Origin of the sequence: Pedobacter nutrimenti (assembly GCF_003208655.1) — a bacterium.
Classification (GTDB): Bacteria; Bacteroidota; Bacteroidia; order Sphingobacteriales; family Sphingobacteriaceae; genus Pedobacter; species Pedobacter nutrimenti.
In genome coordinates this window covers 253,406-276,367 of the sequence record NZ_QKLU01000005.1, presented here as the reverse complement: position 1 = coordinate 276,367, position 22,962 = coordinate 253,406, and the positions used below count along the sequence as shown (strand labels likewise).

Genomic DNA, 22,962 nt, shown 5'->3' with positions numbered 1-22,962 from the left:
TTTTCCAGATTCAGAAAGCCGGATTTGTTTCTTCTTTGCTGATGGTCAGGTGTCCGATAATCCGTTCCAGTACACCTGGTTCGACATTGGTGTACTTTGATGACCTCCAGGTAGCACTGGAGTCCAGCCATACACAAAAAGAATGATAGCCCTCTACAATCACAGCATAGGTTTCATGAAAATCATCATGAATTCTCATACAAAAACCTTTGACAGGTTTGCCCTGAACATTAAAATCGAAGTTCAAATAATTGCTTAACATCTTATATCTGGCTGTTTAACTGTATAACAAATCTTGGATTAAATTGTTTAGTCAATCTTAAGCCAGCAACAAGTTATTGTTAAGCACAAAAACAGGTATTGATTAACCTACATTAAGCATATTAGAATATCCTCTGGCAATTAATCTGTTTTTGGAAGGCAGGAATATTTCACACTGAAGATTAATGATGGCCCTTCCCTTTTTCACAATAGTGCTTTCCGCTTCAATCACATCACCCTGTTTGGCAGGAGCAAAATAATCGATCGCATTATTAACTGTAGTGTAAGCATTGGCTAAGCCCAAAGTGTAAACCGTAGCCCCAATAAGATCATCAATAATACCTGCTGTTACCCCTCCATGTAAAATCCCATAGGGATTGGTCATTTCCTTTCTGACGGTATAGCGGCACCTGAGCGACCCTGCTTTGGCAAAAACAACAACAGGTCTCAACCAGTTCATGTAATGGGAAGGCGAATTTATAACCTCCTGGTCAATAAAGTTTTGAAAAAATTTTAAACGCTCATTAATTTCTATTTGTTCCATTGCTCCTGATTAATCGTAAATTTAAACAATTAAATTCCATTATGAGAGAGAAACAAATTACCGCGGTAACAGAACTGGACAAATCACATTATAAAACAAAAGTTTTTTCGGGAGGCCATCTGATCTATGCTGATGAACCTGCAGACCTGGGTGGGACAGATGAAGGAATGCCTCCTGCTGCGCTTTTGCTGGCTAGTCTGGGCAGCTGTACAGCCATCACTATTCGAATGTATGCCGACCGAAAACAGTATTCGCTTGAAGCCATAAAAATTGAACTTGCAATTTGTAGTGAGGATCAGATTGATAAAAGCACCACGATAAGCAGACAAATTGAATTTACAGGATCACTCAGCCAGGAAGAACGTCAGCGCCTTTTACAGATTGCTGATAAATGTCCAATACACAAAATTTTAACAAATCCTATAAAAATAGAGACGGTAATGAAAGCATAAATAATATACTAAAAAAATTAGTATATTTACACAGAATTTAATCCTTTTTATTCATGCTATTTGCTGTTGTAGATATAGAAACGACCGGAGGTTATGCATCTCAAAACGGGATAACTGAAATTTCCATACAAATCCATGATGGCAATAGGATCATTGAAAGTTTTGAAAGTCTTGTCCGGCCCGATCATGCGATCCCCCCATACATAGAAGCTTTAACCGGGATCAGCAATGACCTGGTTTCAACAGCTCCAAAATTCGAATCGCTCGCAGGTAAAATCTACGAATTGTTACATGATAAGGTTTTTGTTGCCCATAATGTGAATTTCGATTTTTCCTTTATCAGACACCAGCTGGAGGAATCGGGTTATAAACTTCAGTGTAAAAAACTATGTACGGTTCGTTTAAGCCGCAAAATATTTCCCGGTTTCCCGTCCTACAGTCTTGGAAAGTTGTGTTTATCTTTAAACATCGAGCTCAATAACCGCCACCGCGCGGGTGGCGATGCAGCGGCAACTGCTGTACTGCTGGGCTTGCTGCTCAGGGCCGATCAACAAGGTTACATCTCCCAATCCCTGAACAAAGCTTCAAAAGAACAAGCTATTCCCCCAAATTTATCCGGATCTGCAATAGAGCGTCTGCCAGAAAATCCTGGTGTTTATTATTTTAAGGATCAAAAAGGCAAGGTCCTGTATATAGGTAAAGCTAAAAATCTAAAAAAACGGGTCTGCTCACATTTTACCGGAAACAACTCTGGAAAACAACGCCAGGAATTTCTAAAAAATATCTATGACATAGATTTTGAAATTTGTGGGACCGAGTTGATGGCTTTTATATTGGAAGCCACTGAAATAAAAAGATTATGGCCTGAAAACAACAGGGCTATGAAGCGTTTTGAACAAAAATATTCCCTTTTTTCTTATACAGACCAAAGAGGCTATATAAGACTTGGCGTGGACAAATTTAAAAAACAAGGCCCTTCCCTGTACAATTTCAATAGTCTTTCAGAAGGACATAGCCTGCTCAGAATGCTTATAAAGGAGCATTTTTTATGTGAAAGATTATGTTTTATACAAAAAAACAGGCTTGCCTGTACGGGCCATGAGGAAGGAAAATGTAGTGGTGCCTGCATTGGTAAAGAATCGGCCGCAGCCTATAATGTAAGGGTTAAATATGCCATCCGGCAACTGGAAGATATGCTTCCGACTTTTGCTGTCATTGACCAGGGCAGAACCGAAGATGAACAAAGCTGCCTTTGGGTAGAAAAAGGACAATTTTATGGCATGGGTTATATTTCTGCCTATACGGATGTAAATAATGCCGCGTTGCTGAAATCTACGCTATCTCCGCTTCCTTCAAATGATTATATCCTTAACCTCATCCTCTCCTACACAGCAGCCAACCCTGGAAAAAAGTTTAATGTAGAATTTTCGCCTTAGTATCAATTCCTTATAGACAAATCACAAAATAGATTTGCGGTTTTAAGGCATATCTCCTATCTTTGGCGCTCCAAGAAGGAAATGCCTTGGTAGCTCAGTTGGATAGAGCAACGGTTTTCTAAACCGTGGGTCAGGGGTTCGAATCCCTTCCAGGGTACAAAAAATGGCTAAAGCCACATTTGATTAAGGATTGCTCATCAAAAGCGATCCTTTTTCTTTATTGGACTGCTGCTCATTTTTATAAATGAAATTACAAAATTCCTATTAAAGGTCTCTGAAGATTTGCTGGCCTGTTCTCTTCACAATCAAAACCTCTTCCGTTAACACTTCTCGCCCCCAAGAACATATAGTTCCCTTTTACATATAGCAAATCATACGCCTTAAATATTTGACCTACTTTTAGCTCAAATGGGACAATTTTTTTTAAAAGGCTTTGTGCTTTTAACAAAGGAGATTGGAAATGATCCAAAAATACAAACCTATATTTTTAACAGGTGCTCCACAGCTTTAGATAGTGATCTCATTTTTTTGTTCTTCTTAAAATAATAAAGAAAAAATTTAGGAGGCACTAGTCTTTAGCCAGTTGACAATTGTACTTGTAGTAATATTATAGTACATTCAGCTTATAAGCTCTTTTTATTTAAAATTTAAAAATTTATGAAAATATTAAAACAAGATACCCCTCTTGATCGGATTAAAAAAAATGCAAAGAAAAAATTCAAAGCACTAAAAATTGACATTTTAAAAAAAGACATCAGCTATTTGTGTCCTCCAAATATCTTAAATGAATTTACCGCTGAAATAAGATCTATGGATGCTTTTTCAAAGTATAATTCACATTATGATTTTTTGAAAAATTTTGAAGATGCCATATTGAAAAATGTAAAGTCCAAGTATGTCCAGATTAATGGGAATAAATATCAACTTCATCGGTCTAATAGTGGAATCAACTTTAGGGAGTCATGTATTGATCTTAACAGCCATTTATCTTCTAGAATGAGATTCTGCCTTGAAGTAATTAATACTTATTTTAGTAAATCAAAGAATGTCTATCTTTCAGAACATCAGACTACGTTTCATAAACGTTTATCTGAATTAAATAACTACAATATTACAAGCAGTTGGTTTAATTCTGAGAGTATTTATTTTCAAGACTTAACGCAATTAAGTTATCCGGATAATCATTTTGATCTGTCACTTACTTTTGAAGATCTGGAACATATCCCAAATTATAAGCTAGCTTTAGCAGAATTATTTAGAGTAACCAAACATGGAGGAGCGGTACTATTAAGTGCACCATTTGCAACAAATAGCCAACAAAATATAATTCGCGCAAAATTATCAGATAAGGGTGAAATTGTTCATCTAATGAAGCCTGAATATCATGGGGATCCACTAAAAGAGGCAGAAGGAATATTGTGTTTTCAGCATTTTGGATGGGATTTTTTGGATGAATTAAGAGACGCCGGTTTTAGTGATGTATTTGCAGTAATAGGATACAATATCAACAAAATGATGCTTGGAAGACAGTTATTTATTATAGGAAAAAAGCAATAAATATTTCCAGATAAAATAAACCGCAGGTGAGCGGCTTGAATCCCCTTCCAGGATAACTTAAAAAGCTTTCAATGAAAATTGGATGCTTTTTTGTTTTTCAATGTCCGTTATTATTTGTTTTATTTAGCGTGCAAGTTTGTAAAATCTATTGGTTATTCAAAGATCAGAACTTTAAATCAATCCTTCATCATCAAAACTATAAAAAGCATTTTTGCTTACGATCAAGTGATCGAGTACCTGAATATCCAGCAACTTTGCACCCCGCTGAAATTTCCTTGTAAGTCCCATATCCGATTTGCTCGGCCGCAATTCTTCAATGAGTAATTGTCGCTCCCTTCATCAAGCATCGTGCCTGCGCCTTCTACCATTTCCAGATCATCAATTGAACCTCCCCTATTCTGGCAGATCAGCTTACGATCTGTCTCCTCTGGTCCTGCTTGGGATCAATCAGGACTATAATCGTCTTAGCACGCTGCAAAGGCCATCCTTTTATCAGCAGGCAAATACTGATCAATCAGTTAAGAGAACTGGAAGAAGATAAGATCTTAGAACACATTGTTTTTGCCAAAATTTCTCCCAAAGTAGACCATAAGGATGGAAAAACTCTTCTGCCGCTTATAAGTGTTATTCAGGAATGGGGGCTTGTCCGACTTGAAGCAAAATTAGTTTTGAATAACCTTCTATAATTTAACGAATATTAACTAATTCATTAGTCAGCCTTAAAACAAATAATATTATCTTTGGTACAGAACCAACAACTTAAATTTTTAAAAACTAAATGAAAAAAATACTTTTCCTAGTTTGTGCACTTCTCATCACTACAACTGCATTTTCTCAAAATATTTTAGGACTTATAGGCCGCTCACAGGATTTCTTCAAATTAATGGAAGACCAAAAATTTACTGAAGCTTATGCTTATCTGGATCCTTCGTTTCAATCAAAAGTTTCCCAGGATGATCTGGTTAAATTATGGACCAAATTAGCAGAAAACCTAGGTACAATTAAATCTCTGGATATGTTAAGCACTAAAACCGAGGGGGAGTTTTACGTGGTAACACTGGAAGGTAAATTCAGTAAGGCCGATCAGGATTTCATTTTGGGATACAATAAAGCCGAAAAAATAGTTGGCCTATTTTTGAAACCAAAATCAACTGCGGTATCCTATATCAAGCCGGCCTATGCCGATACTTCTTTATATAAAGAGAAAGAAATATACATTAAAACACCAGGTCATAGTCTGGTTGGCATATTGACCAGCCCAAAAAAAGGAAATAACTTCCCGATTGTAGTCCTGGTTCATGGTTCAGGGCCAAGTGATATGGATGAAACTATTGGTCCAAACAAACCTTTAAAAGACATCGCTGCCGGTCTTGCCGCAAAAGGTATTGCGTCCATTCGTTATGTTAAAAGAACCATGTTGTACCAGGCAGAATTTGGTAAATCTTTTACAGTTAAAGAAGAAGTTTTAGATGACGCGCTCGCTGCAGTTGCTTTGGCAAAGACCATTCCGACAGCAGACAAAAAGCAAATTTATGTTTTAGGTCATAGTCTGGGCGGTATGCTTGCTCCAAGAATTGCAACATTGGCGCCCGATCTGAAAGGTATTCTGTTACTGGCTGCACCAGCAGTTAAATTACCTGATCTGATCATTGAACAGAATAAATATATTGTGGAAGCTTCCAAAGACACCACGCTGGCCATGAAAAAACAGTTAGACACTGCAATAATGGAGGTCAGTAAGGCTAAGATATTTAAATTAGGAACGATAAAAGCAGACTCGGTTATCCTGGGGCTTCCTGCATCTTACTGGGTGGACCTGAATTCTTACAATCAGGTTGAAACCGCAAAAAAAATGGTAGCACAAAGAATTTTTATAGCACAAGGAGCCTATGATTTCCAGGTATCAGCAGAAAACTACAACATCTGGAACAACGCACTTGGCAAAAGAAAAAATGTAATGCTCAAGTTGTACCCGGACCTGAACCATCTTCTGAGTTCCCAACAAGAAAAGGGTACAGCAAAACAATACGATACCCCGGCGAACGTATCTCCAGTATTGATAAATGATATTGCAACGTGGATTAAGGCCAAATAAAAAACTTTTCAATACTTAGACTCAAAAAGAGCTTGTTGTGTTTCATTTAGATGAAACACAACAAGCTCTTTAAGTTTTAATACCAATTTTAGTTTATTCTTTATTTTTATAAAACATCAGCTTACTTTAAAACCGCTCAAAATTTCTTCCCGGACATCTAAATAGGAAGCCAGGATCTTGTCGGAAAGCCGATGGGCATATAAAGGATGTTCGGTAAGCAATTTCTCATAACGCTCTTTTTCTGAAAGTGTTTTCAGGTATTCTATTCTTTTGTCCTGATAAACATACATATACTCCAAAAGGCGCAGATAAAATCTTTTCCAGGCCGGAACCGTTTTAAGCACCTGGTAAAAATCAGAATAACCAATTGCCAATAATTCTGTATCCTCAACTGCTTCCACAAATTCCAAAGAGGGCCGCTGGGAAATAAAACTGGATATCGAAGTAACCATTGAATTTTCAAATCCTATATAACGGGTCATCTCTCTTCCATATTTATTCACATAATAGGTTCTTAAGCATCCCTTATTTACAAAGAAGAGTTCAGTACTGATCTCCCCTTCCGACAGGAGTACTGTATGAGAACTAACAGACTTTATATAAAACAAATCCACTATTTCATCAATCTCCTTCCCTGCTAAAGCAATATTTGTATTTAAGTAATTTCTTAATGTCTCTTTCACGATGATTACAATAATGAATAGATTAACAATACAATTATTAAATGCTAATTAGTCTTAACGACACCCGGCAATCTTTAAACTAAAATAATGATTTAAATTAGTCAGAACATTTCTATTATACAAAATGCCATGCATATTATACAAAATAAAAGCGCTTGTTTAAGCTACATTGTACTTTTGAACACGATAAATTTAGTTTTATAAATGGACCATATAATTTTTGCTTCGACGGTATATACAGGATCCTCCGTTCTTTACAATCAACTGATCCAAATAAAAAACGGGAGGATAACCGGCATCAATCCAGGCAACAAAACCGATGGCATAATTTCGGTCCATAGTATTTCTTCAGGTTTTACGGACATACATATTAATGGAGGAAGCCATTTACACTTCACTAAAAATCCGGAAGTAGCATCTGTCAGAGATATTGACAACTCGTGTAGTGCCTTAGGTACGGCCTATTCCCTGCCATCATTGATTACGTCTCCTCTGGAAAATATCATCAAAGGAATTGAAGCCATTAAAAACTACCAGCAGCAACACCCTAATGGTGGTGTTTTAGGAATGCACCTGGAGGGACCTTTCATCAATCCCTTAAAGCGGGGCGCCCACCTGCTGAAATATATACGGCTCCCCACTGATGGGGAACTTAAGGAAATTATCCACCACGGCAAGGACATTATAAAAGTAATGACTATTGCTCCTGAATTGTTTAACCACAAACAACTCGAACTGCTTTTGGATTCAGGGATTACCATTTCGGCCGGACATTCCAATGCAAATTTCAGCGATGCTTCCATGGCTTTTACGCAAGGTATCCATATGGTCACCCATTTATATAACGCGATGTCGCCGTTTTCCCATAGGTCACCGGGTTTAGTGGGCGCAGCATTTGACGCGGACCAGGTTTATACCCCCATCATTCCTGACGGTTTTCATGTTGATTTTGCAGCAATCAGAACAGCTTACCGCCTAAAAAAAGACAAACTCATCCTTATTTCAGATGCCTTGTTCACAGGCCAAAAATTACATCATTTTCAATGGGAAGAATTTAATGCTTCCCTGATCAACAATCAGTATATTAACTCAGAAGGGAATCTGGCCGGTTCAGCAATTTCTATTGGAGAAGCGGTGCATAATGCCGTATATAAGGTTGGTATCCCCATTGATCAAGCCATAGAAATGGTGACCATCCGCCCAGCAAAAGCACTGGGTATGGACCATTCTTTAGGCAAAATAGCGACTGGATATCCTGCACGTTTTACCGTTTTTGACGACTCCTTAAAAATTTTTAAAGTTTTGAATTACCGGGACTAATCAGAAATGCCTTTCAGTTTTTCTTCAAACCTACTTTATAAGCTGAAGAAATGAAAGTCTCCGCCTTCGGCTCGGTAACCACCTGAAGGTAAGCATTTCCCGGGGCAGGATTTATGAGCTTATAACGGACAACCGCTTCAGTTTTACTGATAAAATCAATACCTGAAATTTCAATCCCATAACCCGAATTTGGTTTTGGCCCTCTTGAAATCAGAATACGGTTGACCTCTGCATTTACAGCAGCAGAAGTTAAAACCACCTCATCCTGAACAGCAGTATCGGGATCCTCATTTTTAGGTCCGGAAGAATGCACAAATTTTTCTGCATTTTTTACCATTTTTAAAGCCTCCGCCTGAGTTATTGCAGCCTTAGGCCTGAAGTATCCTTTTTCCAGTGCAACCACATTATATTTAACCAAATCCTGCACAGCAGATGAATTTGATCCGGAGGAAAAAGCTGCAGCATCCTTAATGACAAGAAACATCATATTGGTTGGGTAATTTCCAGTCGATTGAATGACCTGCTGCAGCAATAAAGCAAACTGTTCTCTGCTCATCACAGCTGTAGGCTTCATATTACGCGGCAGCTTCATTCCATTATTTGCGGCGATGATGAGCGATTGGGCATAAGCAGACTGATCATCAGCATAAATAAAATAATCAGTTGCCTTTGGGGCCTTAATAAAGCGGATATGATCTATATTTAATTTAAGTCCTTTAACAATCATATCAATCCCTTGTTCATAAGAGACCGATTTTTTGGGCTTAGGCACCTCTTTTAAAAAAACTTCCGAACGAATCAGAGGTGAATTATTTTTTAGCTGGGTATCCTGATTATTTTCAAACATCAGGAACGCTAATGGCAGGATCAATACTGAAGATAAATTCATATTCCGGTAAATAATTATACAACGAATATAGTTATTTACCGGAAAATCACATTGCGATGAATCTTTCTTAACTCATTTTTAGTTTTTTCTCTATGTCATTGACATAGGTTCTGAATTTCTTATCGGTCTGGATCAAGTCTTCAACCGTCTGGCAAGCATAAATTACAGTGGAATGATCCCGGCCTCCAAAAAATGCGCCTATGGTTTTTAGGGATGACCTGGTCATTGCCTTTGAAAGGTACATGGAAATCTGGCGGGCCTGAACAACTTCACGTTTTCTGGTTGATGCCTTAAGAAGATCCATTGGAACTTCAAAATAATCGCAAACAAGTTTTTGAATGATGTCCATTGAAATTTCTTTGTTTGTATTCTTGATGAAGTTTTTCAGCATTGATTTAGCCAGCTGAAGGTCTATTTCCTTTTTATTTAATGTGGAATGGGCCAACAGGGATACCATCGCCCCTTCCAGCTCACGGACATTATTATTGATGTTATGTGCCACATATTCGACCACTTCTTCCGGCAGGTCAATACCATCCACATACATTTTCTTTTTCAGAATAGAGATTCTGGTCTCCAGGTCAGGTAACTGCAAATCTGCTGAAAGTCCCCATTTGAAACGGCTTAACAAACGTTCTTCCAATCCGGACAAATCTTTAGGTGCTTTATCGGAAGTAATGATGATCTGTTTTCCCGATTGATGTAAATGGTTAAATACATGGAAAAAGATATCCTGAGTTTTTTCTTTTCCTGCAAAATTGTGGACGTCATCCATAATAATCACATCCATGGCCTGATAAAAGTTTACAAAATCATTTATCGTATTGTTTTTTAATGATTCCACAAACTGCTGGCAAAACTTCTCACAGGAAACATAGATCACCAATTTATCAGGAAGTGTATGTCTAATCTGATTTCCAATTGCCTGGGCAAGATGGGTTTTCCCCATACCTGAAGGTCCGTAAATCATCAACGGGTTAAAAGATGTCTCCCCCGGTTTGGCGGCCACAGCAAAGCCTGCTGAACGTGCAAGGCGGTTACAATCACCCTCCACATAGTTCTCAAAAGTATAATTTGGATTCAGTTGAGGATCTACCTGGATCTTTTTTAGTCCTGGAATCACGAAGGGGTTTTTAATATCCCTGTTGATGTTTACAGGAACAGGCATACTTTGTTTTCTGTTGTCGGAACCATTACCGCTGGATGGCATTTTAGTTGTATAAGGTAAAACTCCGTTCGAAGACTGATCTACTACAATATTATATTCCAGTCTTCCCTCATCTCCTAATTGCAATTTTACAGTTCTGCGCAGTAAACTCACATAATGCTCTTCCAACCATTCATAAAAGAATAAACTTGGCACTTGTATGGTCAGAACTTTATCTTCAAGCTTAAGTGGTACTATCGGATCGAACCAGGTTTTAAAGCTCTGGGCCGGGATATTATCCTTAATAATTTGGAGACAGTTAGTCCATACTTGTGTACAAGTGTTATGCATATATATTCTTTAATTTTATTGATTTATTACTCAGTGACGCGAGGTCTGTCCCGTTGTTTGGGGATGCGAAGATCACAAAATTTACTAACATTGACTAGGAAAATTTTGTCTTTTTTCTAACTGATTCATTTGCAAAAGCATAGAAATTAATACAAAAAAATATTGTGGATAAGTTCCTGAAATCAGAAAAAATGTTAAGAATAATCCACAAAAAAAGCGGTCATAAAAGACCGCTTTCCCATAGCTGAGTAGAGCTATTTAAAACTCAATATGCCCCCTCAAGGCAAACACATGTACAGGCCCCCTGTCTTTATTATAGGCAGGATTATTTACAAACTGATAATCCCCTGTCAGCCAGAAATTTTTAGCCAGATGTGCATTATAATAAGTTTCTATAATCATTTCCTTTGCATAATTAAGCCTTCCGTCGCCAATAATAAACCCATATCCACCGGCAGCAATAAAGTCCTTATGTGGTGTCGAAAGACCATTGATTACAGCCGCCAGTCCAAATACATCTTCGGTACGCTTCCATTTTGTCCCTTTTAAAGACAAGCCAAGGCTTAAGGTATGGTCAATTTCTGTAAATGCCCAGGTTACATATTTTCCATCATTCCAACCGGCCCTGGCAAAAACCCCAGGTCGGCGGTCAGCTCCTGATCGCCACTAAATCCAAGTCCAAATTTACTTCCTCCATAAACCGTCCCTTCCGCCTGTCCGGAAATCACATTCAGTATATTGGTATTCCCATCTTTTAAAGCCTGCATGCCCTGCCCGTAAGAAGGGGCCCTGGATTGTGTATTGGTGACCAGCAAGCGCAATGTACCGGGTCTTTTAAAAAGATTGTTTCTCTCAATCTCAAATGTTTCAGAATGTGCCTCCCCAAATTTATATTCCATTTTTGGCGCATTGGCAATTTTCGGTGCTGCAACACTGGATAACCTTACAGCCCAGTTGGATTTCACAAATTCAATAACCACTCCCATGGTATAGCCCCTGGTATTTGCAGGGTAATCCCAAGCGCCATTGCCCATTAAAGACCAGTTGAAAAACTGGCTTCTTGGATCATGACTGTATTTATTGTTGTCAAAAAAATCACTGGCCGCAAATTTACCCGCACTAATGGTAATCCTGTTTTTAGGAATCCGGTCGGCAACCTGATTCACATCATCTGCAACCTCTTCATAGCCGGTATCTCCCAATGGAATGTGCTGCTGAAAATAAGCTCTTGCAATAAATATAGAAGGCGCAGCATTACCGACCCGGTATGTTTCGCCATTTAGAGCGCCAGCTACACCCACCGCAGAACTCAGGCCCCTGCCACCGGAAATCTCGGGGTTAAAATACAAAGCAGCCCCTTTCCAAAGCTTCCTGCCCAGAAACATGGTCGAGGTAATACTTGTCGCAGCGATTTCTGCGGTATCTGCAAGGCTGTTTTTACCAGAGTAAGGCGCTTTAAAGGCAGCATGATATTGGGAAATTACAGTGAGTTGAAAATGATTGGTCCAATTGCTCTTTTTAACCGTATCTGCTTTCTGGGCATAAATTGACCCTCCGGTAAAAATGAACAGTAAAATCGCTGTGTATTTTTTTTTCATCCTTAATATTTCTCTAATTTGGAACGCTTTATTAAAGTTTCCGGCTTTTTATTTTTAATTCTTTTCAGACCTCAGAAAATGCCTTTTCTGAATTGCCGCGCAAAGGTATAACAGTTAAACAACAGCTATTATTAGAAAATCATTAGAATTTTATTAGAAACAACCTAAAGATGAGGAATCTCTATGGTAAATACAGTTCCCTTGCCAATATCAGATTGCACAAAGATATTTCCTTTGTGCAGGGCAATTATTTTTTGCGTCATGGGCAAGCCTATTCCGTTGCCCTCTGCCATTTTCTGATTACTCCCCCGGTAAAATGGCACAAAGATATGAGAAAGGTCTTCCGGAGGAATCCCAATGCCTTTATCCGAGAATTTAAGAATTACATTGGCCTCCTGGAAAGAGATGGCTACCACACATTGCTTATCCGGTGAAAACTTACAACCATTTTCTATTAAATTCACAAATGCAGTCTGCAACAAATAGGCATTACCTTTAACAGAAATCAGGTCATCATCATCAAATTCCTTTTCGAATAAGATGTCAATATCATAATCCGGGTTGGTTTTCTGTAATTGCAGCTGAGCATCAAGGAGCAATTCATCCAAACGCAGCGCTTTGAAATGGATTTCAGAAAGATCATAGCTCGCTTTTGCAAAATCCAGCAGACTGTTAGATAATCTTGCCAGTTTTTTTGCATCCGATAAGGCCTGCTGCACAACAGTTTTATACTCTTCCAAACTTCTTTCCTTAATCTGGGAAAGTTCAAGCTCCGTAATAATGGCCGACAAAGGCGTCCTGAGTTCATGAGAGATGTTTGCGACAAAATGCTTTTGTGCATCAAAAGAATCTTCCAGCCGGTTGAGCATTTCATTAAAGGTACTGGAGAGTTGTGAAAGTTCATCCTTACTTTTATTTGTATCCAGCCGCAAATCAAGATTTGTAGCTGAGATGTTTTTCACCTTTCTGGTAATTTCACTTACCGGGGCAAAGGCTCTTTTTACAAAAAACCATCCGGCCAGGTAAATGATCAGGATGGAAAGCACAAAAACAATACAGATATTCGTCAATAGGTTTGACAATTTGCTATAACCATATTCGTCATAACCCGCCGCAGTAATGACATAATCCTTATCCTTAAAATGGTAAGAAATTCCAATCACCTGCCAGTTTTCCTGATAAAATCGTATTTCTTTTTTCTTTACAATTTCATCAATCATCCCTCTGGTCTCTTTCACAAAGTCCAGGTCTACGGCATCATGATACAATAGGTTAAAGGAAGTATCATATATCGCGACTTCTACTTCATTGAGAATTTTACGGTTATTACGGTATATGGTATGCAATGTACCGGCATCCACATGTGCATTCAAAAAAAGATTTACCTTGGTCAGTGCTTCTTTATTGAGCAGGTTATAAAACTCCTTTTCCCGGCTTTGTTTAGCAGAAAGATAAATATATGCTGCAAAAACCAATAATATCGCCGCCGTAATGAAAGTAAATAAAATGGTTAACCAGAGCCTGATTTTCATGTTTTTTAACTATGGTTCAGTTCTAAGTACAAAACCCATTCCTGATTTTGTATGGATCAGTTTCTGGGAAAAATCTTTATCTACCTTCTTTCTAAGGTAATTAATGTATACGTCAATAAAGTTGGTGCCTGTATCAAAATGTGTTTCCCATACATTCTCTGCAATTTCCATCCTGGACAAAACCTTACCCGGATTTTGCATCATGTATTCCAACAGCTTAAACTCTTTTGGGGTCAGGCCAATTTCCAGGCCATTTCTGGTAACTATTTTAGTATGAAGGTTCATTTCCAGGTCGGCCGTTTTCAAAACAGAGCCAGCAGGGTTTTCAATAGCCCTGTTGCGTTTGAGTAAGGAGCGGATCCTGACCATTAATTCGCGCATTTCAAAAGGTTTTACCAGATAATCATCCGCGCCTGCATCAAAACCTTCTACTTTATCGTCGGTTGTGCCCAGTGCAGTAAGCATTAATATAGGAACATCAGGGTTCTTTCTCCTGATTTCTTTACAAAGTTCCAGGCCACTGATATGGGGCACAATGACGTCTGTGATGATCAGGCTGTAGTTGTGATTTAGGGCCAGCGTTCTTCCAGTCAGACCATCGGTAGCCAGGTCTACTGTAAAATCGTGTTCTTCCAGGCCCCTTTTTATCAGTTCAGCCATCCGCTGATCATCTTCTATCAGTAAAAATTGCATCATAGCCTTTACGTTTATTCAACAAATAATTTGTCGCGACCCGACAAAAGTAGAGAATCTCCAGGCAAAATCAGTAAGACCATCTCCAATCCTGACAAATATTCTCTGCATCGAAAATCAGGGAAACAATCTGCCTTGATAACCTCTTCGCTCAAAAGGCAAAATGTCTTCGTCAAAATTAGAAACGGTAATTCCCAATAAACGTACAGCCTTTTCGGTCAGGTCTGCAGCGGCCAGCAGGTCCCTTGCTGCAGTGAGAATCACATCCCTACCAGAAATGGTTACAGGAAAAGATTTACTGCGGGTAATGGTTTTAAAATCACTGAATTTGATTTTTACAGTCACCGTTCTCCCCCTAAGCTGATTTTTTTCTATACGATCGGCAACTATTTTTGAAATTTTATCCAGTTCGGCATTCATTTCCTCCAGGTCGTAAAGGTCTTGTGCAAAAGTATCTTCGGCACCCACCGACTTTGTCTCCTGACGGCTTTCCACCTTCCGGTCGTCAATACCGCGCACAATTTTAAAAAAGAAATGACCGGACTTACCAAATAAAGTTACAAGTTCCAGTTCAGTCAGCTTTTTCAGGTCAGCACCGGTATGAAGGCCCCTGGCTTTCATTTTTTCAGCAGTTACCTTTCCCACACCATGAAATTTTTCTACTGGCAACTGCTCCATAAACCTTTCTATTCTTGAAGGTCCGATAAAAGTCAGACCATCGGGTTTGTTCATATCAGAGGCAATCTTGGCCACAAATTTATTAATAGAAACACCTGCTGAAGCCGTAAGCCGCAACTCGTCCCGGATCATTTTTTTTATCTGTCCGGCAATTTCAATAGCAGAACCTATTCCTAATTTATCCTCCGTTACGTCCAAATAGGCTTCGTCCAGTGAAAGGGGTTGTATTTCATCTGTAAAACGACTAAAAATTTCTCTGATGTGCATGGAAACTTCCTTATAGGCTGCAAAACGGGGCCTGACGAAAATTAACTGGGGGCAAAGTTGCTGGGCCCTTTTAGAAGTCATTGCAGAGCGTACCCCATAAGCCCTGGCTTCATAGCTTGCTGTTGCCACCACACCACCCCTGCCCTCCGGAGATCCACCAACAGCAATAGCTTTGCCCTGGTACTCGGGATGGTCCCTTTGCTCTACAGATGCATAGAATGCATCCATATCAACATGAATGATTTTACGATATGGTTTATCATCGCTGTGATCCATCACGGGCAAGGGATTCAAATATTCTTTTAACAAAAAAAGGTCCACTAATGCGGACCTTTTTTTAATTCTTTTTTAGCTTACTTACCGCTGTTTTTTTTGTCTGTTACTTCGGTACGGATTTCCTGAGCAAGAACTTTTAAGTCTTGCATTGCTTTACGCACTCTTGTACCGGCAGCGCCGTTACCTGCGTTATAAAATTTCTCTGCGTCTGCCTCAACTCCGGCAACTAGTTCTTTTAATTTTGAAAATTTTTCCATCGGATTTTGTTTAATTATATTTAATTAATGGGTTTAAAGATAATAATTATTGGATTTCAAACAAATCAATAACGTTGTTCCTGCAACTTTATGTTGCATCCACACAAAATTCCAAAAGCCATATTTTTTTAGCTTCACAGAACTTTCCCACCTTTCTGCATCCCTTCTGATGAAAACAAAAAACGAAGGAAACCTAAGCAAAACATCTGATGCTAAGAAAGATAAGAAAAAACAAACGCAAGAACAAACTTTGACCAAATACCACAATTCTAAAGGGTAAAAACAGGATTAACAAGTCCGTCTGGTTTAAAATTAAATTTTGAACCAGACGAAAAATAAAAACCATAAAATGAAAAAACGACCTCAAAGTGCCTAAAAATGATATTACACTTTCTAGTCAATGGTCTAAAATTGGCCTAAAAATAAACCCGAAACAGATTAAAGAAAGCGAAAAAAGCATCCGGACTTCATTTAATAAAGTCCGGTAATTCCAAGTTCCAATCCCCGTAATTCTGCCAAGCCACGTAAACGTCCAATGGCCGAATAACCCGGATTGGTTACTTTATTCAAATCGTCAAGCATTTGGTGTCCATGGTCCGGCCGGAAAGGAATTGGTATTTCCCTGCGCTGGTTTTCGGCAACAACCACTTTCATCACTTCATACATATTCACATCGCCGCCCAGATGATCCGCTTCATAAAAATTCCCTTCTTCATCTTTGGTTACGTTTCTCAGGTGCAGAAAATACACCCTGTCTTTAACCAGATCAAAAATATCACAAAGATCATTGGATTGTCCCGCCCCTAAAGAACCCGTGCAAAAACAAACGCCGTTAAAAGCTTTGTCTACACTCTTTAGAATATATTCAAAATCAGCTTTGGTACTTGCAATTCTGGGAAGTCCCAAGATCGGATAAGGAGGATCGTCCGGATGGATAGTCATTTTAACACCTTCCTGTTCACATACCGAGGCTATTTCATTTAAAAACCAACTGAGATTTTGTCTCAATCCCTCAAAACCAATGTTTTTATATTCGTCTATACTGTTCTGTAAGGCAGAAAGTTCAATTTCCTTTTCATTTGGAATCCCCATCAGCACATTGATTCTCAGCTCCTCCAATTCCTGTTCGGTTAAGGCCTCATATCTTTTTTTTGCTTTTTCAAGTATCACTGCCGAATAATCTGCTTCAGCTCCCTTGCGTTTCAAAATAAAAAGATCAAACACGGCCAGATCTGTCCAGTTGAAGTATAAAGCTTTTGAGCCATCGGTCATGGTCAGGTCCAACTGAGTCCTTGTCCAATCCAGCACGGGCATAAAATTATAGCAAACCGTTTTAATCCCACATAAAGCCAGATTTTTTAAACTGGCCCTGTAGTTCTCTACGTATTTTCCTGCATCAGCCCGACGCGTTTTAATTGCTTCATGAACAGGCACACTTTCCACCACTGTCCATTCCAAACCAGCAGCTTCAATAATAGCTTTGCGCTCTTCAATGTCTTTTACAGGCCAAACTTCTCCATGTGGAATGTGATGCAGTGCGGTTACAATTCCTGTTGCACCCGCTTGTTTAACGTCCTGAAGGCTAACCGGATCGGAAGGACCATACCAGCGCCATGTTTGTATCAATTTATGAGGTTTAATTGCCATAGTTTCAGTTTGAATTCAATAATACTCAAATTTTGATTGGCCGGAAGCCTGAAAATTTTAATTATTTACGGAAACGTTTCCGCGTAGAACCCCTCTAAAAGCTTATAAAATCAATTAACCAATGGATTTTAAACTGCTTCGGTCCCCTTCTACCTTCAGTAAATGTTTAACCCCACATTTCAGCGCAACATTATTCCGCTGATGTCCAACCGGAAAATCAAAACAGACCGGATAGTCGAATTCCTTTATTTTTTCCAGAACGATTTCCTGGACAGTTCTTCCGAATTCCTCGCCTGGATCATCTGGTTTAAGTTTGAAACCACCAACCACCAGACCCTTCAATTTTGAAAGTTTTCCATTGCGTTTTAAATTCCAGAACATCCGGTCTATGCCATACAAGTATTCTCCTGTATCTTCTACAAAAAGGATCTTTCCATCGGTTTGCAAATCTGAATGACTTCCGGCAAGGGTTTCAATAATGCTCAGGTTTCCACCAACCAATAAACCTTCAGCAGAACCCAGTTTGTTATGCGCATTAAAAGGCGCCAGGTAGCTCAGGTCATCACCAGCTAAAGCCTGTCGGATAGAAAGTATGGTTTCAATTTGTACAGGTTCCGCCAGGCTCCAGTCTGAAGGAAAACTATTACACATTTTAGAATGAAGAGAAGCAATTTTAAAGTTCCGGTCAAGATGACAATGCAAAACAGTGATGTCACTAAAACCAATAATCCATTTGGGCCTGGAAACAAAATTCTTAAAATCAAGTTGGTCAATGATCCTAACTGCCCCATACCCACCTCTGGCACACATAATGGCTTTCAGCCCCGGATCATCCAGCATCTGTTGAAGATCGGCTGCTCTTTCCGCATCAGTTCCTCCAAAGGTAAAATCCCTGGCGCCCACAGTTTTGCCTATTTTGCAATGAAAACCCCAGCTTTCCATCAGTTTAACCGCAGGCATGATCTCCTCAAGGGTAATAAAGCCGGCCGGACAGGTAATGCCAATCACATCTCCGCTCTTTAGATAAGGTGGAATCCGGTAAACCAATCTGCTTTCTTCTTTAACAGTGTTCCCTGCTGTCCAGCCTTCCAGCGAAGACAATGCGGCCGTAGCAAACACTGCAGAAGACAAAAATTTTTTTCGGTTCATGATTATTGGTCTGGTTAATCTTCCTTGCAATAATAATGAAAAACAACAAAATACCTTGGTCCGTCAATAAATCTGGTCGCTGTTCATCTTTCTAATAGGAAATGGGCGAAGGTTGTCTGGATTTTAGGTTAACAATGGTTCTGCTGATGTAAGGCGTCAATGCAATAATCAGGATCACCCCAATCAGCAGATAACTCACAAAAGTATAATAATCTACGGCCGACTTCATCTGCGCCTGAACCTCCACAGAACGGTTCAACAGGCCTTTTGCGATCTTCGTGGCCTGATCAGAGGGCAGCCCCTTTGTACCAAGCATTTTACGATAAAATTCCATACGGTCAACAGCAATCGTATTCAGGGTACTGAGCTGTTCCTGAAAACGATTGATATGGTTACTTCTGTTATAAAGCTGATAAAAGTTGATCAGGGCAATGCTGCTGCAAAATCCCAGAAACCTGAAAAACACCCCGACTGCAGAGGCCGTGCCCCCTAAACGGTCGGGCACTGCGGAAATTGCAAAAACAATGATCGGCGTCATCAGCATCCCCGCCCCAAGCCCCTGGACAACCAATGGCAAAACAAAGGAAGAAGCGTCTGCCTGTGCATTAAAAAGAAAGACCATCCAGACATGAAAAACGAGCAGCAGTAAAAAACCATAAATCCAGATGAGTCTTAATGGCCTTTTTAGGATCAGTAACCTGGAGGAAATGAGTACACTCAGCCCTATTCCAATAATATTAGACAACATCAGGTAAGCAATATGAAAAGGATCCATACCCAATACATTTGCAAAATACAAAGAAGTCATTGTCAATGCACCTCTTGCAATATACAGCACAAAAATCAGGAACATGCCCAGCACATAATTCCTGTACCGGAAAACCTCCAGGTTCTGGCTAGGCCTTTTGAGCTTTAACTGCCTGTAAATATGCAACAAGAATAGAAAAAAAATGGCTATGCAACTCCAGCGTATCCGCTGATCCTGTAACCAATAGTATTGCTGACCGTAAGACAACACATATCCGATCAGGGCAAGCAACAAAGCATACAACACAAAACTTGGCCAGTCCACCTGGTATAGAGGGATTTTTCGGTTCAGCCTTACCGAATTCATGATCATCAGCAATAAAACTGCACCAGGGACATAGCAAAACATAATTCCTTTATACAAAAAATTATAATCAAAGTTATCTACCACAGGGGCTGTCAACAGAATGGATATTGGTGTAATGCACAACAACATCCCATAAAAAACAGAATAGCCAATTTCTCTTGATCTTTCGTTCTCCAGCCTGCTAAAAATTAAAGTAATACAAATGCTTGTGGTACCACAATTTGCCATCCCTTGTATAAATCGAAATAGAAACAATACCGGTAAGCTCCGTGTCCTGTAACAAACATAAGACGTCAGTACCTGTAGCGCAATTCCCACGATAAAGTATTCCTTGCTGGCCAGATAAATAAAAAAACGTCTTTCCAAAGCAAAAAAACTGGCCACGGCAGCGTAAAACAAAATCATTGAATACTGAACATCTGCAGGTTCTATCCCATAAAAACCTGCGGCTGCCGTCGCATTTGCTGTAGATAGACCAAAAAGGAGCAAGCAAGGAAGAATCACCAGAAAAATCGTGATCCGGATTAACCATTCCGGAGCCCAGTGTTTAAATACAGGGACTGGCTTTCTCATTGATGTTTTGCAATTATCACATTGGCATTCATACCTGCCCTGAGTTTCTCTGCCTGATGCCCGTCTGTCAGCCTGATTTTTACAGGAATACGTTGTACAACCTTTACGAAATTACCTGTGGAATTATCTGGTGGCAATAAAGAGAATCTTGCACCTGTGGCCGGAGAAAGGGAAACAACCCGTCCTTCAAAATGCTCTCCCGGAAATGCATCCGTTTCAATGGAAGCTTTGTCCTGTAAATGCATGGCCGCAATTTGCGTTTCTTTAAAATTGGCAATTACCCATTTGCCAGCCTCCTGGTCCACAATAAAAGCCAGGGTCTGTCCTGCCTGGATCAGCTGGCCTTCCTGTATGGTCCTTCTTCCCATTTTTCCATGGTAAGGTGCAGTAATGACCGTATAACCAACATCAAGCTTATTTCTTTTCAATAAAGCTTCCCTCCTTTTGATCTCGGCCAGATAAACATCTTTTTGCGATTTAATGTCATTTACTTTTGAAACCGATGCCTGGTAACTGTTCAATGCCGATTTATACTCAGAATTTGCGACCTCCAAAGCGGCCTTACTGTTTTCAAGCTGCTGAAGTGTGGCAGATTCAACTTTAAATAATTTAAGATAACGATCATAATCCTGTTGTTGCTTCCAAAGTTTTGCTTTCGCCGAAGCGATTTGCGACTGACTGACATCAGCCACCTTTGCAGTGGTTTGTTCATTGCTTTCCATTACCCTGATCTGGGCTTCCGCATTCAGTAAAGCCGCTTCGGCTTCCTGTTCACTCAGTTTATATTCACTATTATCTATAATCAACAAAGTATCTCCTTTTTTCACTTCCTGGTTCTCTTCATATTTAATACTTCGGATATAGCCCGTCACCCTGGAAGTTACCGGATTGATGTACTCTTCTACCTGGGCATCGTTGGTTTCTTCATAGTGGTACAGGTCCCAAAGGGAAATACAGCCCCATCCCACAAGGATCAAAACAATAATGCCGGCAATCCAGGCGGTAATTTTAGTGATCAACTGATCGGTTCTGGTATAATTTTTTTTCTTAGCGCGCATGTTAAAGGTTACCTATAGCTTTTTGTAATTGATAATATTGTAATTGGGCTGCAATTTGTGCAGCAGCAAGATCAAAGCGGGTTTGCAGCAATTGTGTATCTGCATCCAGCAGATCTGTCAGCAGCGACAGCTGGTTGAAATACGTATTGTTTACAATTCTGAGGTTTTCTGTTGCCTGACTGATATTCTGTTTTGCAACCTCAATTCTAGTCACCGCCTCTTTATATCGCAGATAAGCTTCCTTCACCTGCTGACGGACTCTATCGGAGGTCTCTTCATGTTCTACCTCCTGACGCAGGTAGGCTATTTCTGCTGCTTTGGTTTTATGTTTATTGTGATAAAAAGCAGAAATTGGAAAGCTTGCTTTAATACCGCTCAAACCAAGACCATACATGGCAATAGAATAAGGGTAAAACTGAATCTGGGGATAAGAATAGGCATAATTTGCAAACAGGCCCAGTTTAAAAGATACATTTGCCTTTACACTCTTTAATTCCAACCTGGAAAGCTCGGTTTCCTTTTCGGAGATCCTGTACTCATAAGAATGATCTATAGCTTCCTCGAGGTATTCCGGATAAGTTTTTACCTTCAGTTCCTGCTGACCCGCAGCATCCGGTTCGGTATAAAAATCATCCCGCTCCCCCATCAGAATCGCTAGTTTCTGATTGACTATGGTGATATCATTTTGAATCTGGATCAGAGACATTTTCTGGCGGGACAATTTCAGTTCTGCCCGCAGCACATCGCTTTTCAGGACCACCCCATTTTTCATCAGCTGCCTGATCTCCTCGAGTTGTTTCTGCTGGTCCTGTATATCTTTCAGCATTAAAGCCTTAAAAATGTAACTTCTTTGAAGGTCCAGATAATAGGCGGCTGCTTTTAACCTGACTTCCGAGAGGCTAAGGTTTAATTGTTCCTGGGCAAGGGCCATTTTTTCTTTCTCTGTTTCTATTTTCAGATTGGTTTTATGACCATTATACAAATTCAGATAAGCCTTTGCTCCGAAACTATAAGAAGTATGGACTACTTCGAACTGGCTGTGGGCATGAAAAAGACCATTGTCATAGACAGGCATATTACTAACCCTGGCATATTCTCCTTCTGCTTCTATATCGGGCAAACGTTCGGCTTTGGCATCTTTAACCCCTTCTTTAGCCACCTCGACCCGAAGGTCCTGCATTTTTATATTTTTATTGTTGACTTCGGCCCTGCTCCATACCTCAGCAAGGGAAAGATGCGTTTTAACTGGATTTTGCTGAGCTTTGGTACAATTTATACTTAAAAAGAAGAGCCATAAAAGAGCGCAATATTTTTTAAAGGAATACATATTATTTATAGAATGTGCAAAGGTAAACAGAAGCCAATCCTGTAATTTTATCTATATT

The 22,962-nt window shown here is 39.5% G+C and carries 22 protein-coding genes, 1 tRNA gene and 1 pseudogene; 7 read left to right on the top strand and 17 right to left on the bottom strand.

Annotated features, from left to right (window positions below):
* Window positions 1–10 precede the first annotated feature (10 nt).
* A complete protein-coding gene (locus tag B0O44_RS16085; RefSeq protein WP_110832712.1) occupies window positions 11–262 on the bottom strand; it encodes a hypothetical protein in 252 nt (83 codons plus the stop codon).
* Between the two features lie 102 nt (window positions 263–364).
* Entirely contained in the window at window positions 365–805 is a 441-nt protein-coding gene (locus tag B0O44_RS16080) for a PaaI family thioesterase (RefSeq protein ID WP_211321395.1), read from the bottom strand.
* 41 nt (window positions 806–846) lie between these two features.
* On the opposite strand from B0O44_RS16080, the gene B0O44_RS16075 reads away from it, so the two are divergent.
* From B0O44_RS16075 to B0O44_RS16060, 4 genes are all read left to right on the top strand, one after another.
* Window positions 847–1,257, top strand: a complete 411-nt coding sequence (locus tag B0O44_RS16075) for an OsmC family protein (protein WP_110833053.1) — start codon at window positions 847–849, stop codon at window positions 1,255–1,257.
* Window positions 1,258–1,310: 53 nt separating this feature from the next.
* Window positions 1,311–2,693 (top strand): exonuclease domain-containing protein, encoded by a 1,383-nt coding sequence (locus B0O44_RS16070; protein WP_110832710.1) that lies wholly within the window; start codon window positions 1,311–1,313, stop codon window positions 2,691–2,693.
* Between the two features lie 83 nt (window positions 2,694–2,776).
* A tRNA-Arg gene (locus B0O44_RS16065) sits at window positions 2,777–2,850 on the top strand.
* A 500-nt stretch (window positions 2,851–3,350) separates the two neighbouring features.
* Window positions 3,351–4,250: a methyltransferase domain-containing protein gene (locus B0O44_RS16060; RefSeq protein ID WP_110832708.1), complete on the top strand. Its 900-nt coding sequence runs from the start codon at window positions 3,351–3,353 to the stop codon at window positions 4,248–4,250.
* A gap of 171 nt (window positions 4,251–4,421) precedes the next feature.
* Here B0O44_RS16060 and B0O44_RS16055 read toward each other — a convergent pair whose 3' ends face one another.
* On the bottom strand, window positions 4,422–4,559 hold the full coding sequence (locus tag B0O44_RS16055; protein ID WP_262512046.1) for a JAB domain-containing protein: 138 nt from the start codon (window positions 4,557–4,559) through the stop codon (window positions 4,422–4,424).
* A 128-nt stretch (window positions 4,560–4,687) separates the two neighbouring features.
* On the opposite strand from B0O44_RS16055, the gene B0O44_RS25400 reads away from it, so the two are divergent.
* Together B0O44_RS25400 and B0O44_RS16045 are read left to right on the top strand one after the other, a co-directional pair.
* Window positions 4,688–4,936 carry a winged helix-turn-helix transcriptional regulator gene (locus tag B0O44_RS25400; protein WP_170123353.1) on the top strand — a complete coding sequence of 83 codons (249 nt, stop codon included), beginning with the start codon at window positions 4,688–4,690 and terminating at the stop codon, window positions 4,934–4,936.
* A gap of 92 nt (window positions 4,937–5,028) precedes the next feature.
* Complete coding sequence (locus B0O44_RS16045) at window positions 5,029–6,345, top strand: alpha/beta fold hydrolase (protein ID WP_110832702.1); 1,317 nt, start codon at window positions 5,029–5,031, stop codon at window positions 6,343–6,345.
* A gap of 116 nt (window positions 6,346–6,461) precedes the next feature.
* Here B0O44_RS16045 and B0O44_RS16040 read toward each other — a convergent pair whose 3' ends face one another.
* Window positions 6,462–7,028 carry a Crp/Fnr family transcriptional regulator gene (locus B0O44_RS16040; RefSeq protein ID WP_170123352.1) on the bottom strand — a complete coding sequence of 189 codons (567 nt, stop codon included), beginning with the start codon at window positions 7,026–7,028 and terminating at the stop codon, window positions 6,462–6,464.
* Between the two features lie 204 nt (window positions 7,029–7,232).
* On the opposite strand from B0O44_RS16040, the gene nagA reads away from it, so the two are divergent.
* Complete coding sequence (gene nagA / locus B0O44_RS16035; protein WP_110832698.1) at window positions 7,233–8,348, top strand: N-acetylglucosamine-6-phosphate deacetylase; 1,116 nt, start codon at window positions 7,233–7,235, stop codon at window positions 8,346–8,348.
* Window positions 8,349–8,361: 13 nt separating this feature from the next.
* Here the strand turns inward: nagA and B0O44_RS16030 are convergent, their stop codons facing one another.
* The 13 genes and pseudogenes from B0O44_RS16030 to B0O44_RS15970 form a co-directional block, all read right to left on the bottom strand.
* Window positions 8,362–9,237 carry a protease complex subunit PrcB family protein gene (locus B0O44_RS16030; RefSeq protein WP_110832695.1) on the bottom strand — a complete coding sequence of 292 codons (876 nt, stop codon included), beginning with the start codon at window positions 9,235–9,237 and terminating at the stop codon, window positions 8,362–8,364.
* A gap of 67 nt (window positions 9,238–9,304) precedes the next feature.
* Entirely contained in the window at window positions 9,305–10,735 is a 1,431-nt protein-coding gene (gene dnaA, locus B0O44_RS16025; protein ID WP_110832693.1) for a chromosomal replication initiator protein DnaA, read from the bottom strand.
* Between the two features lie 258 nt (window positions 10,736–10,993).
* A pseudogene (locus B0O44_RS25305) lies at window positions 10,994–11,341 on the bottom strand (carbohydrate porin); the annotation flags it as partial.
* On the bottom strand, window positions 11,332–12,120 hold the full coding sequence (locus B0O44_RS25300) for a carbohydrate porin (protein WP_317047155.1): 789 nt from the start codon (window positions 12,118–12,120) through the stop codon (window positions 11,332–11,334). The pseudogene B0O44_RS25305 and the gene B0O44_RS25300, both read right to left, overlap by 10 nt.
* A 377-nt stretch (window positions 12,121–12,497) precedes the next feature.
* The gene (locus B0O44_RS16015; RefSeq protein ID WP_110832691.1) at window positions 12,498–13,865 is read right to left on the bottom strand and encodes an ATP-binding protein; all 1,368 of its coding nucleotides are present in this window, start codon (window positions 13,863–13,865) and stop codon (window positions 12,498–12,500) included.
* Between the two features lie 9 nt (window positions 13,866–13,874).
* Complete coding sequence (locus tag B0O44_RS16010; protein WP_245943682.1) at window positions 13,875–14,561, bottom strand: response regulator transcription factor; 687 nt, start codon at window positions 14,559–14,561, stop codon at window positions 13,875–13,877.
* 114 nt (window positions 14,562–14,675) lie between these two features.
* Window positions 14,676–15,779 (bottom strand): DNA polymerase IV, encoded by a 1,104-nt coding sequence (dinB, locus tag B0O44_RS16005; protein ID WP_110832687.1) that lies wholly within the window; start codon window positions 15,777–15,779, stop codon window positions 14,676–14,678.
* A 77-nt stretch (window positions 15,780–15,856) separates the two neighbouring features.
* A complete protein-coding gene (locus B0O44_RS16000) occupies window positions 15,857–16,036 on the bottom strand; it encodes a histone H1 (protein ID WP_110832685.1) in 180 nt (59 codons plus the stop codon).
* Window positions 16,037–16,507: 471 nt separating this feature from the next.
* On the bottom strand, window positions 16,508–17,683 hold the full coding sequence (uxuA, locus tag B0O44_RS15990; protein ID WP_110832681.1) for a mannonate dehydratase: 1,176 nt from the start codon (window positions 17,681–17,683) through the stop codon (window positions 16,508–16,510).
* A 114-nt stretch (window positions 17,684–17,797) separates the two neighbouring features.
* On the bottom strand, window positions 17,798–18,643 hold the full coding sequence (locus tag B0O44_RS15985) for a S66 peptidase family protein (protein WP_394340874.1): 846 nt from the start codon (window positions 18,641–18,643) through the stop codon (window positions 17,798–17,800).
* A 280-nt stretch (window positions 18,644–18,923) separates the two neighbouring features.
* Window positions 18,924–20,519 (bottom strand): MFS transporter, encoded by a 1,596-nt coding sequence (locus B0O44_RS15980; protein WP_110832676.1) that lies wholly within the window; start codon window positions 20,517–20,519, stop codon window positions 18,924–18,926.
* Window positions 20,516–21,577 carry an HlyD family secretion protein gene (locus B0O44_RS15975; RefSeq protein ID WP_110832674.1) on the bottom strand — a complete coding sequence of 354 codons (1,062 nt, stop codon included), beginning with the start codon at window positions 21,575–21,577 and terminating at the stop codon, window positions 20,516–20,518. The genes B0O44_RS15980 and B0O44_RS15975 overlap by 4 nt, the downstream gene beginning before the upstream one ends.
* A 1-nt stretch (window position 21,578) precedes the next feature.
* A complete protein-coding gene (locus B0O44_RS15970) occupies window positions 21,579–22,904 on the bottom strand; it encodes a TolC family protein (protein ID WP_110832672.1) in 1,326 nt (441 codons plus the stop codon).
* Window positions 22,905–22,962: the final 58 nt, after the last annotated feature.